Here is a 16,373-nt window from a genome sequence, read left to right as displayed (position 1 = left end):
TGCGCTCCTCCACCCCGATCCGAATACACATCGTCGGGGGAATGAAGATGAAACAGATGCTTGGGACGAACGTGGCGTTGCTTTTCGTCGTGGGGACGGCGCTGCCGCTCCTGCCGGGGACGGCGCGCGCGATGGAGGGGCTCACGATCGAGATGGGCCAGAAGGGCCAGTTCCTGCATGGGGCGCTGCTCGGCATTCCCGTCGTGTACACGTGCCCGAAAGGCAGCACGTCCACGAGCCTCCTCGTGCAGCTCTCCCAGGCGTCCGGGAACGAGGTGGTGAACGGCTTTGCCGTCGAAGACGCCCTCGAATGTGATGGCGAGCCGACGGAGACGTTGATCCTCGTGATGCCGACCAGCACGTCGCCCTTCCGCCGGAGCAAGGACATCGTGGTCGACGTGAACCTCTCGGCCTGCGACGACGTCTCCCTCACCTGCGGCGACGTGTCCGCGGGGCCCGTGGTGTTATCGCTCCGGCGATAGCGCAGGATTTCGACGTCCGAGGGGGGTCGCCGCGTGGCGAGGGGCGTGGGTCACGAGCGACCGCGGGGGTCGCCGCGCGTCGAGGGGCGCAGGTGACGATGACCCGCGGAGGTCGCCGCGCGTCGAGGGGCGCAGGTGACGATGACCCGCGGGGGTCGCCGCGCGTCGAGGGGCGCGGGTCACGACGGACTGCGGGGGTCGCCGCGTGTCGAGGGGCGCGGGTCACGACGGACAGCGGGGGTAGACGCGCGTCGACGGCGTCGGCAAGGTCGCGACGTCGTCGGCGCCAATCTTTCCCCGCCCGCGTCGTCTCACCACGCGGCTCCATGATCCGACTTCTTCGCCGCCGCCCCGCCCCGAACGCCCACGTCGTCCGCCCTCCCGGCCCTCGCCTTCTCCGGCGAATCGCCCTGCGCTTCTTTCAAAGCCCACCACGTGCGTGGCGCACGCTGCCGGGCGTACGCGCGCCCATCATCCTCGCCTTCATCCTGCCGCTCGCGTGGTACGCGTTCGGCCTGCTCCCCGCGTTCTCGGCCTCCGGCGAGTGCTGCGGCCCCACGCGCCTGCCTTGGCTCCCGGCGGCCTTCCATGGCGAGGACCTGGTGGACGCTCCCCTGCTCGTCGTGGGTCCCCGCCACGTCACCGTCGACGGCGTCCTCGTGGCCGAGACGCCTGCGATCGTCGAGGCCGGCGAGCCTCCCCCCCTCGACGCGCTTCGTACGCTGCTCGTGAACAAGAAAGAGCTCTGGCAGCAGATTCGTCCCGACGTGCCCTTCCCGGGGGAGATCCTCATTGCTGCCGCCCAGGATCTCCCTGCCCACGCCGTCGTGCGTGTCATGGCCAGCGCCGCCGCGGCGGGGTATCCGCGGACGAGCATCATGATCCAGAAGCTCTCTTCCCCGCTGCGCTGAGCTTCTGATCGAGCTCGGGCGAGGCGCTCGACAGGGCTTCGTCGTGCGTGGCCTACTCGCAGGCGCCCTTGGCTTCGGGCGTCTCCGTCGGGCTGTGCATGCAGCGTGTGCTGATGCAAGCATCGGGGCTGTTGCACGCCGCGCCGGGGCCGCCTTTCGGCCTGCAGGTGCCGACCGCGTGGTCCCCGTCGCGGAGCAGCCCGTAGGTGCGTCTCCGCGCGTACCTGCCGTTCACGCGGTCCCCGGGATCGCAGTACGACGTCGGGGCGCAGGCGGTCTCGCTCAAGACGATGTTGCAATCGCTCCCGTCCGCTTGATTCGGGCCGATCGCCGAGGTACAGCCGCTCGAGAGGATCAGCGCCGCGAGCAGCCAGCCGATGTGTTTCATGGGGGCGATGGATACCTTCGGCGCCCCGTCGCGGCAACTTCCGAATCACGCGCGCGCGCGAAGACGCCCCCCGCCGAATGCCGCGCGGGATTTGTCTTGTCCACGGCAGCGCATGCGTCCACAGTCTCGTCCGGCCGGAGCCGAGCGAGCGCCATGCCCCCTTCCAGGTCCAAACGCCTCTCCACCCGCCGGCAACTGCTGGCCTGCGCCGTCGTCGGGGCCGCGTCGACCGTCGCCTACGTCGTGTGGTCGCCCGGCGCGACGGTGAAGGACGGCCGCCACGATCTCGGCACGAACGGCATCTGGATGCAGCACGCCTGGCTCGGCGGCGACGGCTGGTTCACGCAGTATGGCAAGGAGGCGAAGAAGCCGCTGTTTCGTGATCCACGACGGCTCGCCGAGGCCGCGGCGCTTCTCCGCCGCCACCGGATCCGCGACGTGTTCCCGCACCTCTGCCCCGCCGCGGCCTCGGGGGCCATTGCCTCCCACGACCCGGCCCAGACCGAGCGGTTCCTCGATGCATTCGAGGGGTTTCGTGTGATGCCCTGGGTGGGCGGCGTGCTCGACGTCTCCGCCCGACCCGGCGATCGCGCCTGGCGCGAGGGGTTTACGCGATCCATCCGCGCGCTCCTCGACGCCCACCCGCGTATGGCCGGGATCCACGTGAACATCGAGCCCTGCCCGAGCGGCCATGCGCCGTATTTGACGCTGCTCGACGAGCTGCGCGCGGGGTTGCCAAAAGGAAAACAACTGTCGGTCGCCGCGTACCCGCCGACGACGGTCCTGCACCCCTTCAACGACATCCACTGGGACGAAGCGTATTTTCGCGAGGTCGCGCGGCGCGTGGATCAGCTCGCGGTCATGATGTACGACACGGCGCTCACGAACGGGAAGCTCTACAAGGACCTCTTCAGCCGGTGGACGCGCGAGGTGCTCGATTGGGCGGGCGCCACGCCCGTTCTCCTCGGGCTGCCGGCTTATGACGACCCGGGCGTCGGCTACCACCACGCAGACGTCGAGAATGTACCGAATGCGCTCGCCGGGGCGCACGCGGCGCTGCAGGCGTATCCCAAGCTCCCGGCGAGCTACCAGGGCATTGCGCTCTATTCGGATTGGGAGATGACCGAGGACGAATGGGGGACGCTCCGCGCGCAGTTCCTCCGGCCGGAGGGGCCGCGCGGGGCGTCGTCCTGAAGGGGGGGAGCATGTTGGGGGCGCTGCGCTGGGGCTTTGCCCCAGGCCCCACCCGGGGCTGTCCGCCCCGGGACCCGGACCAGCGCAAGCGCTGGACTCGGGGTCGATGAACTGCGCTTTGCGCATTTCATCGAACAGCCAGGGTCAAGACCCCAAACGACCCTGCCAACCAACACGGCAGCGTTGCAGGTTCAACCGGCAGGGTGCGCGTCGCCGGCTTGAAACCCACCTTCATGGTCTTGCCACCGGCCCGTTGGAAGAACTGCGCACCGCGCAGTTCTTCCACCTTCGGTCCAGGCCGTGCCTGGTCCGGGTCGAGGGGCGGATAGCCCCCGCGGGGTCCGGGGCAGCGCCCCGGCGCGACGCCGCGCAGCTCAATTCCCGTTCGCCAGGAGCGGCAGCGTGCCGACGGCCTCCGGGAGAGGGCCGTCGAACACAGCGCTTCCACCCGTATTGAGCTTCAACGTACCGCCCGCCTGATCCTCGCCGAAGGCCACCTCGACGCTCGTCCCATCGTCGAAGGCCACGTTTGCGCCGATCGTCCCTGCGCTCGATGCCGGCGTGGCGCTCGCAACGGCGCCGCCCGGGGCGAGCAGCATCAAAAAGCGCGCCTGCCCGCCCGCGGCCGGGTCGCGGACGTCGAGCCGGTAGCCGCCGCTCATTTCCGATTCGAGCGCCGGCCAGGCGAGCACCTCGCCGCTGGGGAGCGCGGGGAAGAGCGGCCTCACTTCGAGCGAGCCTTGCGCGCCGCTCACCTCCCACCCCTGGCCGAGCGACGTCGGTGAGATGGGCGCATTGAGCTGCCAGACGGCCTGGGCGCTGCCGTTCGTGTCCACGCGATCCATCACCAGGAACGCGCCCGGCCCCTTCAAGAAAAGCACCTCTCGATCCACGCGGCCCACGGCCCCTTTCCCCGCGTAGACGGGCGTGATGTCCGCGCGCAGATAAAGGAAGTGCGGCGTATCGTGCAGGGCCACGAGGTTCGCCGCGCCATTCTGCATCGTGACCGTCGCGCCGTTTTGCTCGACGCGCACGAGGTTGTGCGCCTCTTCGTTCTGGTAGATCCCCGAATGGGACAGGATGTTCTGATCGTACGCCAACCATTCGCCCTGGTAGATCAGCAGCGAGCCCTGATCGCGGTGCGCGTGGCTCTCCGTGAACGGGCCGGCCATGAAGGCACCCCACGTCGCCTTCGTGTCCCAGCCGTTCCGGAAGAAGACGCTCCCCGTGCCGGCGGCGTGGTACGTCGGGTGCAAATCCGCGAGGGGGCGCTTCGCGTGCGCCGGCGCGGCATACAGGAAGTCGTCGATGTACATGAACCGCTGCTCCATCTGCGGCACCGAGCAGCTCTCGAGCCAGGTCTGCGCCACGTCCGTGAGCGGATCGTCCGGGCCGAGCAGGTGGGACAGGGTCAGCACGTACGATCGGTGGTAATCGAAGAGGGCCGCCGTGCTGTCGCGCGCGTGGTCGCCGATCGGCGCGATCCGATCGAGGGTGGGCACGGTGGAATGGATCAAGCTCGGGAGCGACGCGCGCGTGTGGCCCGTGAGATCCCAGATCCGCTCGCCCGTGCTCGATTCCCACAGATCGTAGAGCCGGAAGAGGTTCTTCATCGCCACGCCGTACCCGGTGCCCTCGCGCGAGCCGCCGCCCTGGAGATCACTCGTGAACGTGGGCACGAGCTCGTCCTGGATCTTCGCCACGCGGAACGTGTCGAGCCACGTCTGCGCGCTGTCGTGCTCGCCGAGGGACGTCAGGCCGAGGAGCATCGTCGCGCGTAGGAAGGAGTAATAGTAGTTGTTCGAGGGGTTCTCGATCGACCAACCGCTCCACGGATAGGAGACGCCTCCCCAGCTCGCCTCCTCCGGGTGCCACACGTTCCAGACCGCCTGGTTGGCATACGTGAGCCAGCGGGTGCGCTGATCGGGCGTGATGGAATCGAAGCACCAGTCGTGGACCAGCGCGAGATCACCGATGGTCTCGCCGATGTAGAGATAACTGTCGAAGGCCACCTCGGCGCGCTCGCCGGAGGCGATCAGCGCCTCTTCCGCGGTGACGCGCGCCTCGATTTCGTCGACCGCGTAGGTGCAATAGGCCGCCTCGCCAGTGAGGGCGCCGAGGAGCGCCGCAAAGTGCGCCTCGAACGCGTAGACATTGCCGTTCTGGAGGTGGCCGTCCACCATGTCGCGGAAACGCACGGCGGCTGGCTCGGCGGCTGCGAGCGAAGCGCCGAGCCGCGCGTGGTTCGCCTCGTTCAAGTAGATCCGCGGATGCTCCGTGGGGATGACCGGGCCGCCCCCGCCGGCAGCGCCGCCCCCTCCCGCGCCGCCCCCGCCCATCCCGCCGGCGGCGCCTTGTCCGCCGGATCCGGTGGTTTCGGGCGTGTCCGAGCAAGCCACCACGAAAGATGCCGCGAGCATCGCCAGGGTCGACGCGAAGCAAAGCTTGGAAGAAGTCATGGCGCATCATCGCCCATTCTCCGCATCGTAGGGGCGAAAAGGAGCCGTGGATCGTCGTTCTTGCGCGGGCGAATCGCGGATTTTTCTCGAAAAGATGGAAGCGGACCGCGATGCTACCCCACCGGAACTCTGCGGTGTCTGTGGGGGCCAGCGTCCCGACGCGCCGGGGACGAGCCGACGTCACGGCGCAGGAAGGAAGCGGAGCCGACATCGTTACGGAAATTTAACGTGGCCCGTAACCATTACAAAAACGTATAGTTGCTCGTAACGGCGCGCGTCCTTCGTCGGGGTATAGGTCCAGGCGATGCAACGTTCCGCCATCGCGTGCGCCTTCGCGCTCTTGTTGACTTCTTGCGGCAAGGGGGCTCCCCCTTCTCCCGCGACGGTGAAACCTCCCTACGAGGCCCTCGAATCCGGGCGCCTGCGGATTCGTGAAGACCTCGTCGCCCAGTTCCACTTCGCGCCCGCGCGCGCGAGCGACATCCAGGCGAAGCTCCAGGGCTTCGGGCGCGTGGCATTCGCGCCGAACGCCTCCTACGCCGTGCGTGTCCCCTTTCCGGCCTTCGTGGAGCGTGTCCACGTCGCCGTGGGGAGCGACATCCAGGCCGGGCAGGCCCTCGCCACGCTCCGCAGCAGCGAAGTCGCGCGGCTGCGCTCGGAGCTCGGTCGGCTCTCGATTGCGATCTCCGCCGAGAAGGATGCGGTCGAGAGGCTCGAGAAGCTCGTGAACCAGGGCGCCGCGTCGAGCCGGGACCTCGTCGAGGCGCGCGCGAGGTATTCGACGGCCAAGGCCGAATTGCAGGGGACGCGGCTCTCGCTCAGCGCGGCGGGCGTGGCCGCGGGCGCCGGCGAGACGTTCGAATTGAAGGCGACGGCCGAAGGTCAGCTCCTCGCGCGCTCGGTCGATCCGGGCGAGCGGGTCACGCCGGAGGACGAAGAAGCGGCGTTCCTCATCGGCGACGGCAAAAAGCTCGTCGTTCGGGCCGCGTTTCCCGAGCGGGACGCGCCGCTCCTCGCGGAGGGCGCGCCTTGCGCGTTCACGGTCCCCGCCCTCGGCGCCCAGCGCATCGAGGGGAAGGTGATGCACGCGGTCCGGGCGGTCGACCGGCGCACGCACACGACGGAGGCGGCGTGCGCGCCGAATACGGACGAGCCGCGGCTGCGCGCGGAGATGAGCGCGCGTGTCGAGGTGACGGTGCGCGGCGCCGAGCGGACCCTCGTGGTGCCGCGCGGGGCCGTTCTCCTGCGCAGGGACGACCGCGTCGTGCTCGTGCAGGTCGAGCCGGGCGTGCTCGAACGGCGCGTCGTGGAGGTCGGCTCGAATCTCGGCGACGACGTGCAGATCCTGAAGGGCCTGCACGAAGGCGACGACGTGGTCACGACGAATGCGGTCCTCCTGGACGGCGAGCTCGACCTCATCCTGTAAAACTCATGTTCAAAGCCATTGCTCGTTTCGCCGTCCGCCGCTGGCCCTTCGTCGTCACCTTCGCGGCCTTGTTCGCGATCGTCGGCGTCCAAGCTTTTCGCAGCCTGCCGATCGAGGCGTTCCCCGACGTCACCAATCCGATGGTGGAGGTCGTGGGGGTGTATCAAGGGCAGGCCGCGGAGGAGGTCGAGAAAAAGGTCACGCTGGAGCTCGAGCGCGTGGTCGCGGGCACCCCGCGGCTCATCGATATCCGCTCCGTCTCCGTGTTCGGCCTGTGCCTGATGACGCTCACGTTCGAGGAAGGGACCCCGGACTTCGAGATGCGCACGCTGGTCGCCGAGCGGCTGCGCGACGCGGAATTGCCGGCGTCCGCCGAGACCATCCTGGGGCCCCAGGCCACGCCGGTGGGCCAGATTTACCGCTATACCCTGCGCGGGGACAAGCCCTTGCGGGAGCTTCGGGCCCTCCAGGACTTCGTCGTGGAGCGGCGCCTGCGCGCGGTCCCCGGCGTCGCCGAGGTCGTGACGTTCGGCGGGTTCGAGCGGCAATACCAGGTGCGCATCGATCCGGCGCGGCTCGCCGCGACGGGGATCTCGGTGCAGGAGGTCTACGAGGCCCTCGAAAAGACGAACACCAATGCAGGCGGTGGGTACGTCGGCATTGGCTCGCAGGAGTTCGTGGTGCGCGGCGTCGGCGCCCTGCGCTCGCCGTCCGACATCGGCCTCGCCGTGGTGCGCGAGGTCGGCGGCGTCCCCGTGCTCCTGCAAGACATCGCCACGGTCGTCGAGGGATCGACGCCGCGGCGCGGATCCGTGGGCCGAGGGCACGAGGACGAGGTGGTCGAGGGCATCGTGCTGCTCCGGCGCGGGCAAAACCCGAGCGTGGTCCTCGAAGCCTTGAAGGAGCGCATCGAGCAGCTCAACCGGGACGTCCTTCCCCGCGGCGTCACGATTGACGCGTTTTACGATCGAACCTCCCTCGTCGACGCGACGCTAGGCACGGTGAAGCGCAACATGGCCGAAGGCGCGCTGCTCGTCGTCGCCGTGGTCTATCTCTTCCTGCGCACGTTGCGCGGGGCGCTCCTCATTTTCCTGGTGATCCCGCTCAGCCTGCTCGCCGCGTTCGTGGGGCTCAAGCTGATGGGCCTGCCGGCGAACCTCATCTCGCTCGGCGCCATCGATTTCGGGATCATCGTCGACGGCGCGGTCATCGTGCTCGAGACGACGCTGCATTTCATGCATGGCCCGCGGGCGCCGGGAGAGGACAAACGGAGCGTCATCGAGCGGGCCACGGGCAGCGTCGCCAAGCCCGTCATCTTTTCGATGCTGATCATCATCGCGGCGCTCGCGCCCATCTTCTCGCTCGAACGTGTCGAGGGGAGGATCTTCGCGCCGATGGCGTATACCTATGCCTTCGCGCTCCTCGGCGCCCTCGCCTGCGCGGCGTTCGTCGTGCCGGCCCTGGAGACGATCGCGCTGCCGGAGCACGGCGCCGCGGAGGACGCACGATGGCTGCAATGGTTGCGGCGTAGCTACTTGCGGCTCCTCGCGCGGGCGGCGCGGATGCGCCTCGTGGTGCTCGCGGCGAGCGGCGCGGCCGCGATCGGGGGCGCCGTGTATGCGAGTGGGATCGGCACGGAGTTCCTCCCGGAGCTGAACGAGGGCGGTTTTTACATCACGTCGACGTTCCCCTCGACCATCTCCCTCGACGAGACACGCAGCCAGGTCCGGCGGATCCGCGAGAAGATCCTCCGCGTGCCCGAGGTGGTGGACGTGCTCTCCCACATCGGCCGGCCCGAGGCCGCCACGCAGGCCGAGGGCCCGAACAATGCCGAGTTCTTCGTGCCCTTGCGCCCCGAGACCGAATGGCGCCCCGGCTCGACCCGGCGCACGCTGGAGGCCGAGCTCCGCCAGAGCCTCCGCGCGATCCCGGGCGTGCAATACAACTTCTCGCAGCCGATCACGGACCGCGTCTTCGAGACCATCTCCGGCATCATCGGCCAGGTGGTCGTCAAGGTGCACGGCGAGGATCTGAAAGGCTCGACCGAGCTCGCCGAGAAGATCCGCGAGAAGCTCGGCCAGGTGCAAGGCGTGACCGATCTCGCGATCTACATGGCCGGCGACAACCCGCAGCTCCGGATCGACATCCACCGCGACGCCATTGCCCGCCGGGGGCTCGCGATCGACGATGTGCAGAGCACGATCGCGGTCGCGCTGGGGGGCGCGGTGGCGACGGAGGTATGGGAGGGGGAGCGGCGTCATGGCGTCGCGCTGCGGCTGCCCGACGCGGTCCGCGCCGATCCGAGCGCGCTCGGACGTCTGTTCGTGGGAGACGCGGAGACCCGCGCGACGCTCGGCGAGGTCGCCACGATCGAGCTCGGGACGGGGCGCTCCGCGGTATGGCGGGAAGACTTCTCGCGCTTCGTCGCCGTGAAATTCAACGTGCGCGGGCGGGATCTCGGGAGCGTCGTGGAGGACGGGCAGCGCGCGGTGGCCACGCTGGGCGCGCTGCCGGAGGGGACGTACATAAGCTGGGGCGGCGAGTTCCAGAACCAGCGGCGCGCGATGCGAAGGCTGGGGATCGCCTTGCCGCTCGCGGTGCTCGCGATCCTCGCGATCTTGTACGCGAACTTCCGGCGCTTTCGGCCGACGTTGATGATCCTCGCGTTCCTGCCGCTCGCGCTGGTCGGCGCTGTCGCGGGGCTGCGGCTCATGGGGGAGAATTTCTCGGTGAGCAGCGCCGTCGGGTGCATTGCGCTCCTCGGGCAACTCGTGCTCGCCGGGGTCTTGATATGCTCGCGCATCGACGAGATCGCCGAGACGAACCCCCACGGCGCGATGCTGGAGGGCGCCGAGACCGCGTTCCGGCCCGTCGTCCTCACCACGTCGCTCGCGCTCCTCGGCCTGCTGCCCGCGGCGCTCTCCCATGCGATGGGGAGCGAGACCCAAAGGCCCTTCGCCATCGCCATCATCGCCGGGCTCCTCGCCGGGATCCCCGCCATTCTCTTCGTTTTGCCCGTCGCCTATGCAGGCCGACGCCGCGCGGCGCCGGTGGAGGTTGTCCCATGCGATTCTTGAAGCTTGCCATGCGGCGCGGGCTCGTCCCCGGGGCCTGCCTCGTCCTCCTGGCCCTGGCGGAGCCCGCGCAGGCCGGCGTCGACGCTGTGACGACGACGGGCGAGGCGCCCGCGGCCGCAGGGTTCTCGCTGGCCGAGGCGCTCGCGGCCCTCGATCGCCACCCGCAGCTCGTCTCCGCGCAAGCCACGGGCCGCGCCGCGGCGCACGACGTCGTGGCCGCGGGGGTCTGGACGAATCCGCAGATCAACATCCAATATGCGCGATCCCTCGGGTACACCACGTACGATCCGCTGCTCGGCGCGGGGCAGATCGGCGTGACGCAATTCCTGGAGACGAGTGGCCTGCCGACGGCGCGGCGTCGCGCTGCGGAATTCGAGCGAGACGCCACGCACGCCGACACCGGCGCCACGCGGACGCGCCTCGCGCTCGAAGTGCGCCGGGCCTTCCTCGCGCTCGCAGGCGCTTTCGAGCGGAGGAATGTCGTCGCGGGGACCCTCGCGCAGGTGGAGCGCGCCCGAGGCATCGTCGAGGCGCGCGTCGCAGGGGGGCTCGCGCCCCGCTATCATGCATCCCGCATGGCCATCGCCGTCGCGGACGCGCGCGCGGCCGTCGAGGAGGCCGAAGCGCAGATCGCGACCGAGCGGGGCGCCTTCGACGTCGCCGTTGGTCCAGGCGCATCGGCGCTCCTGGGGGCCCCGAAGATGGATCTCTACGAATCGTCGTCCCTGCCGTCGCTGAGCAGCTTCCTGGACGCCGCGAAAAACCACAACGCCGAGGTCAACGCCATGCAGCTCCGCGCGCGCGCGGCAGCGGCGGAGGTCGATATCGCCCAGCGTTCGGTGTTCCCAGGGATCGCGGTCTACGGCGGCCTCGGCGTCGGCCAAGGGATCGGCCCGAACAACGAGCGGCAATACGATGTCCTCGTGGGCGTGACGGTCCCGATTCCGTCGCTGGACCGCGGCCAAGGCAGGATCCCCGCCGCGCGCATGCGCGCCCAAGCATGGTCGAGCGCCGCGGACGGCCTCACCCTCGAAGTCGACCAGCGTGTCCGCGCCGAGCACGCCGCCGCGAGCCGGCGCCGCATCGCGCTGGAAAAATATCGAGAATCGGCGCTGGCTTCCAGCGCGGCCATGGTCGGCGAAATCGAAGCCGCCTACAGCGACGGGCGCCTCGCGGTGCTGGAGCTCGTGGATGCCTATACCTCCGCGCGTGACGCAAAGCTCCGGTTCGTGGACCTGGCCGTCGACGCCAAGATCGCCGAGGTGGCCGTGTGGCAAGCGGCCGGCGTGGCGCCGTGAGCGCCGCATGGGGCTCGGGCCGCGCCGGGGCGCCGCCCCGGACCCCGCGGGGGGCTGTCCGCCCCCTCGACCCCGGACCAGCGAGGCGCTGGACCCAGGGTTGAAAAACTGCGCAGCGCGCAGGTTTTCAAACAGGCCGACGAAGAACCCAGTTCGCCAGCCGAACCCGCAGCGCGGCTGTCTCGGTTGGCAGTGTCGCTGCTGGTCTTGACCGGGCCTGTTCGATGAACTGCGCATCGCGCAGTTCATCGAGCTTGGGTCCAGCCCCTGGCTGGTCCGGGTGCAGGGGCGGAGAGCCCCTGCTGGGGCCTGGGGCAAAGCCCCAGCAAGGCCGCGGCCCGGGGGGGATCATCGCTTCCGGCGCAAACCCAGGAGCCCGAGCAAGAGCAGGCCTGCGACGTGGTGCAGCGTCGAGGAGGCGCTCGTGTTGTCGATTCCGCACTGGCAGCCCGCTTCGGCGCTCGCCACGTCCGCGCCCTGTCCCCCGGATCCTCCCGTCCCGTCGACCTCGGGGCAGCCCTCCGCGCCGCAACAAATGCCGTCCACGCAAACGCCGCTCGGGCAATCGTCCCCGGTGGCGCAGGCGTCGCCCGTCTCGGTCACGAGCTCGAAGGCATGCGCCGCGCCTTTCTCCTCGATGGCGTCGATCGTCTGCAATTGCGCCCCGATGAGGGCCACGTTCCCCGAGAGCGCGCACGAAGAGCCAAACCAACTGCCCGGCGCCGGGATCTGGGGCTCGAGCCGCGCCTTCTGGACCCAAGCATCGCCGATCTGCTGAAAGACACGGGCCGCGCCTTCCCCGACCGCGGTCTCGCCGAGCAAGCCTTTCAACGCGACGATCGCCGTGTCTCCGTCGAGCGCCACCGACTCGACATGCGCATGCGGAGGCCAAGGCGTCTTCGGGAGCAGTTGGGCCTTTTCCACCCAGGTCCCGCCGCTCCGCTCGAAGATGTACGCCGAGCCCGGGCCTGCCCCGGGCACGGTATTTCCGGCGGCGATGAGCGCCCGATCGCCGTCGAGCGCCACATCGACACCAAAACCCATCCATTGCTCCCCGTCGCTCGGCACGAGCTTGGCCGTCTGGGTCCACGTCGCCCCCTCGCGCTCGAAGACATAGGCCGCGCCCTTGGGCGCCTCGGTCCAAGCCCCGACGAGGGCCGTGTCTCCGTCGAGCGCCACCGAAGTGCCGAACCACCCGGAGAGCGCGCTGTCGCTCGCAACGAGCTTGGCCTGCTCCTTCCACATGCCGCCCTCTTCGACGAAGACGTAGGCCGCGCCCGCCCCCTCGGTCGCGCCGATCCGAGCGTCCGGCGCGCCGATGAGCGCCGTCTTTCCCGACAACGACACTGCGGCGCCGAAGTAGTCCGCGTTCGTCCCGTCGCTGGCGCGAAGCGTCGTCATTTTGGTCCACGTCACGCCGTCGCGTACGAATACATGGGTGGCGTTCCTTTTTTCGGGCTGATCGACGTACCAGATGGCGGCGCCGACGAGCGCGGTGTCTCCCTGGATCGCGATCCCGGCGCCGAAGCCGGACTCTTCCGGGTCATCCGATACGAAATGGGCTTGCTCGGTCCAGCCGAGCTCCTCCCGGACGAAGACGTACGCGCCCCCGGACGCCGCGATCAGCGCGGTCTCCCCGTCGAGCGCCACGTCGGCGCCAAACCACGCATGCTGGGTTCCGTCGGCCGCGTGCAGGACCGCGTCGTAGGTCGGCAGGAGCGAGTTGCTTTCGTCCTTCCGGACGGCGGGGAGATGCGCCGGCGTGATCTCCTCGGGCATGGCTTCCGACGTGGGGAGCTCGGATCCACACGCGGTGGACAGGGCCAGGGGGATCACGGTGAGGGCGACGAGGTACCGCGCGGTGTTGGTTTTGGAGGAGGTCGCAGGGGACATCACACCCGAGTATCTGCGATCCGCGTGGGGAGCGCGCCTGAAATGGGGGCACATGTCCTGCGCCGTTCTTCGAAGCGTCACCGTCGAGACCCCCCAAGGACCCTGCTCAACCACGTGGTGGCGAAGGGGGAGGATGCCTGGAATGGGGCCGAACACGTGCCCTCTGCCGTCGACGGCGTGTGTTTGGCGGCGCGACAGAGGTCTTCGACGCGTGACCTCCCGAGGGACACGGCCCAACCTCCGACGTGGGTCTCCGCGCTGATCGGTCCGCCCCCGCGACAAGGTCCATGGGGGGGCGGACAGCACGTGTTCGGCGGCTCGACAAGGACCCTCGGCCGCCCCCGATCCTCGTCTCTGGGCTCGACCTTCCCCTGGGAACACGCCTTGCCGCGTGTCCGGCGGCGCGACGCTGGCCCTGTCGTGCCGAGGGGCCTCGTTCCGCTTCGTGACCGAGGGTCCGGCGGCGGGGACGTGGGCTCGTTGCGGCGCCGAACAGACGAGGACGAGGACCGATGTCGCCTGTCGAGATGCCCAGCGGCAACCGCGCAAAGCTCACCGATCGAGGACGGGCCCCGCGCAGCGCTCGTGCTCTCCCCCCGGGACTCGTCTCCGCCGCGGCCTTGGCCTCCAGGCTCGTCACCGGTCTTGTCAGCGGCCGTTCGATGAACTGCGCATGGCGCAGTTCATCGACCCCGGGTCCAGCGCCTCGCTGGTCCGGGTCCAGGGGTGGACAACCCCTGGTCGGGGTCCGGGGTGGAAACCCCGGCTCCGCGCTTCACGCGGCCCGTTCCCCCTCCCGCGGATTGCTTTCGGTGTCGCCCTCCCGAGCGACGGGGAATCGTACGACGAATCGGCTCCCTTTTGACCGCGTCGCGTCGAAGAGCACGTCGCCTCCGTGGGCGCGTGCGATTTGGCGTGCGATGGGGAGGCCGAGGCCGGCGCCGGGCATGTCGTCGGCTCGCTCGCGTACGCCTCGATAGAAGGGCTCGAAGACGCGCACGCGTTCGGCTTCGGGGATGCCGGGGCCTTCGTCGCTCACGGCGGCCTCGATGGTGTCGCCGTGGGGCTCGACGACGACTTCGACGCGCCCTCCTTTGGGGGAGTGCCGCACGGCATTCTCGATCAGGTTTCGGAGGAGCCGCTCCAGGTTTCGGGAATGCCCGAGCACGGTCGCTGGGGCTCCTTGGACATCGATGCGTGTGTCTCGCTCGCGGGCTTCCCAGGCGACGGCTTCGGCGGCGGCGCGGGCTCGTTCGAGCACGTCGACTGGCTCCGACGGCTCGCCGACGTCGGCGCCCAGGCGCGCGAGGGCGAGCAGATCGTCGGTCATCAGCTTGAGCCGGCGGGCGGCTTCGAGGGCCTCCTCGATGGCTCGCCGGTAGGTGTCGGCGTCGCGGGGTTTGCGCAGGGCGTGCGAGAGCTCGCCGTAGAGCGTCGTCAGCGGCGAGCGCATCTCGTGGGCTGCTTGTGCGATGAACCTTTGCTGCGAGGCGACGAGCACGTCGAGACGCTCGATCATCTCGTTGATGTCCCGGCCGAGCTGCGCGATCTCCGCGTCGCCCGTGCGGGTCGCGACGCGCGCGGACAGATCGCCTGCGGCCACGCGCCGTACGACGAGCGTGATGGCCTCGTGTTCGCGCGTCAGGCGACGCACGATCCAGGTCGCCAGCAGCGCGGACCAGCCGACGGCCACGAAGAACACCGTGAGCATCGCGCGGGCCAGGAAGGAGGCGTCTCCGTCGAGATCGGCGCGGGGGGCTGCGAGCAAGAGGCGCGCGCCGGCGTGGGCGGGGATGGGCACGAGCACGCCGCGCAGGTGCTCTCCGCGGAACCACAGGTTGAAGCACTCCATCGTGCCGGGCCCCAGGGTCTCCAGCGGCGGCGGCGAGCCGTGGAAGGTCGGGGTCGCGGCGAGGACACGGCCCTCGGGGTTGAAGATGGCGCCGTACTTCGTCAGAGGCCCGACGTCATTCGCGGCGGGCCCAGGACGGTCGCTGATGGCAAGCTCGTCGCCGCCGAGGGCCGAGGCTTCGCGCGCTTCCTCGGTGGCTTCGGCGCGCAGCGCTTCGTCGAGCTGGCGCTGCTGGGAGGCGTTGACGGCGATGGAGATGGCCATCAGCGCGCCGCCCAGCGTCCCCATCGTCAGCACGGAGACGGCGCCGACGAAGCGCCTCTGAAAGCTCACGGGGCCCTCTCAGCGCGCAGCCGGTAGCCGACGCCGCGCACGGTCTCGATCATCCAGGCGTGGTCGCCGAGCTTGTCCCGGAGGCGGCTCACGTGGACCTCGACGATGTTCGTCCCGGGGTCGAACTTCATCTCCCAGACGTGCGCGAGCAGCTCCGACTTGGGCGCCACGCGATCGATGCGGAGGGCGAGGTGCAGGAGGAGCGTGTATTCGCGGCCCGTCAGATCGAGCGCGGCGCCGCGGAGGAGCGCGCGGCGGTTCATCCGATCGACCTCCAGGTCGCCGCAAGCGAGCTTGGAGAACGCCGACGAGCGCCGCACGAGCGCCCGGATGCGCGCGAGCAGCTCCTCGATCTCGAAGGGCTTGACCAGGTAGTCGTCCGCGCCCGTCTCCAGCCCGAGGACACGCTCGCGCAGCTCGCCACGCGCGGTGAGCATGAGGATGGGCGTGGCGAGGCCCGCGCGGCGGAGCGTCCGGCAGACGGAGAGGCCGTCGACGTCCGGCAACATCCAGTCGAGCAGGATGAGATCGTACATCCCAGACTGGGCTTGCTGCGTGGCGTCGGCGCCGTTCGCGCAGACGTCAGCCACGTAGCCCTCCTCCGTGAGGACACGGGCGACGAACTTCGCGACCCGCGTGTCATCCTCGACGATGAGAACCTTCATGCCGCCTGAAGGACTAGCAGAAGGGGCCGAACACGAAACATTACGAATCGTTCATGTGTGTCGGCAGGACCCTCGGGCTAGGGTCCGTCTCGATGCCGACACCCCTCGCGCTCCCCGGAGAACCTCCGCCCGTCGGATCTTCCTCACGTTTCGACCGGGTCTCGGCGAGCATTCGGGTGATGCGCGTGATGCTGGTTTTCCTCTCTCTGCTTCTCCACGGGTTTTCCTGCAAGCCGTAGCCTCGCTCCCTCACCTCGGGGAAGCACCGCCCGGGGCGCTGCCCCGGACCCCGCGGGGGGCTGTCCGCCCCCTTGTATCTGAAGGCTGCGCTAGGGTTCGGGGGTCTGGAGGCAGAGGGCGCGGTAGACCGTGGCCCCTTGGGTCTTCGAGCCCGT

11 protein-coding genes are annotated in these 16,373 nt (G+C 69.6%); 6 read left to right on the top strand and 5 right to left on the bottom strand.

From position 1 onward, the window contains the following. Positions 1-47: 47 nt before the first annotated feature. A complete protein-coding gene (locus tag QHF89_RS40420; protein WP_136967684.1) occupies positions 48-482 on the top strand; it encodes a hypothetical protein in 435 nt (144 codons plus the stop codon). Between the two features lie 326 nt (positions 483-808). Continuing rightward, entirely contained in the window at positions 809-1,393 is a 585-nt protein-coding gene (locus QHF89_RS40415) for a biopolymer transporter ExbD (protein WP_136934742.1), read from the top strand. Between the two features lie 52 nt (positions 1,394-1,445). Here the strand turns inward: QHF89_RS40415 and QHF89_RS40410 are convergent, their stop codons facing one another. After that, positions 1,446-1,781, bottom strand: a complete 336-nt coding sequence (locus QHF89_RS40410; RefSeq protein ID WP_136967685.1) for a hypothetical protein — start codon at positions 1,779-1,781, stop codon at positions 1,446-1,448. 153 nt (positions 1,782-1,934) lie between these two features. On the opposite strand from QHF89_RS40410, the gene QHF89_RS40405 reads away from it, so the two are divergent. Then, the gene (locus QHF89_RS40405; protein ID WP_136967686.1) at positions 1,935-2,975 is read left to right on the top strand and encodes a glycoside hydrolase family 18 protein; all 1,041 of its coding nucleotides are present in this window, start codon (positions 1,935-1,937) and stop codon (positions 2,973-2,975) included. Positions 2,976-3,349: 374 nt separating this feature from the next. Here QHF89_RS40405 and QHF89_RS40400 read toward each other — a convergent pair whose 3' ends face one another. Further along, positions 3,350-5,434, bottom strand: a complete 2,085-nt coding sequence (locus QHF89_RS40400) for a hypothetical protein (protein WP_136967687.1) — start codon at positions 5,432-5,434, stop codon at positions 3,350-3,352. A gap of 304 nt (positions 5,435-5,738) precedes the next feature. Between QHF89_RS40400 and QHF89_RS40395 the strand changes: the two genes are divergently transcribed. Genes QHF89_RS40395 through QHF89_RS40385 form a run of 3 tightly spaced genes read left to right on the top strand, consistent with a single transcriptional unit; the run spans position 5,739 to position 11,235 of the window. Continuing rightward, on the top strand, positions 5,739-6,860 hold the full coding sequence (locus tag QHF89_RS40395) for an efflux RND transporter periplasmic adaptor subunit (protein ID WP_136934739.1): 1,122 nt from the start codon (positions 5,739-5,741) through the stop codon (positions 6,858-6,860). A 5-nt stretch (positions 6,861-6,865) separates the two neighbouring features. Continuing rightward, positions 6,866-9,937 carry a CusA/CzcA family heavy metal efflux RND transporter gene (locus QHF89_RS40390; protein WP_136967688.1) on the top strand — a complete coding sequence of 1,024 codons (3,072 nt, stop codon included), beginning with the start codon at positions 6,866-6,868 and terminating at the stop codon, positions 9,935-9,937. Further along, positions 9,925-11,235, top strand: coding sequence for a TolC family protein (locus QHF89_RS40385; protein WP_136967689.1), 1,311 nt, complete (start codon positions 9,925-9,927; stop codon positions 11,233-11,235). Before QHF89_RS40390 ends, QHF89_RS40385 begins: the two co-directional genes overlap by 13 nt. Before the next feature lie 348 nt (positions 11,236-11,583). Here the strand turns inward: QHF89_RS40385 and QHF89_RS40380 are convergent, their stop codons facing one another. The 3 genes from QHF89_RS40380 to QHF89_RS40370 form a co-directional block, all read right to left on the bottom strand. Then, entirely contained in the window at positions 11,584-13,128 is a 1,545-nt protein-coding gene (locus QHF89_RS40380) for an MYXO-CTERM sorting domain-containing protein (protein WP_284721556.1), read from the bottom strand. Positions 13,129-13,903: 775 nt separating this feature from the next. Further along, positions 13,904-15,313 (bottom strand): sensor histidine kinase, encoded by a 1,410-nt coding sequence (locus QHF89_RS40375; protein ID WP_136967691.1) that lies wholly within the window; start codon positions 15,311-15,313, stop codon positions 13,904-13,906. After that, positions 15,310-15,978 (bottom strand): response regulator transcription factor, encoded by a 669-nt coding sequence (locus QHF89_RS40370; RefSeq protein WP_136967692.1) that lies wholly within the window; start codon positions 15,976-15,978, stop codon positions 15,310-15,312. The genes QHF89_RS40375 and QHF89_RS40370 overlap by 4 nt, the downstream gene beginning before the upstream one ends. Positions 15,979-16,373: the final 395 nt, after the last annotated feature.

This window comes from Polyangium sorediatum, from assembly GCF_029946465.1.
Classification (GTDB): Bacteria; Myxococcota_A; Polyangia; order Polyangiales; family Polyangiaceae; genus Polyangium; species Polyangium fumosum.
The sequence above is the reverse complement of the archived record's forward strand: the minus strand, read 5'-3'. Positions and strand labels throughout refer to the sequence as shown.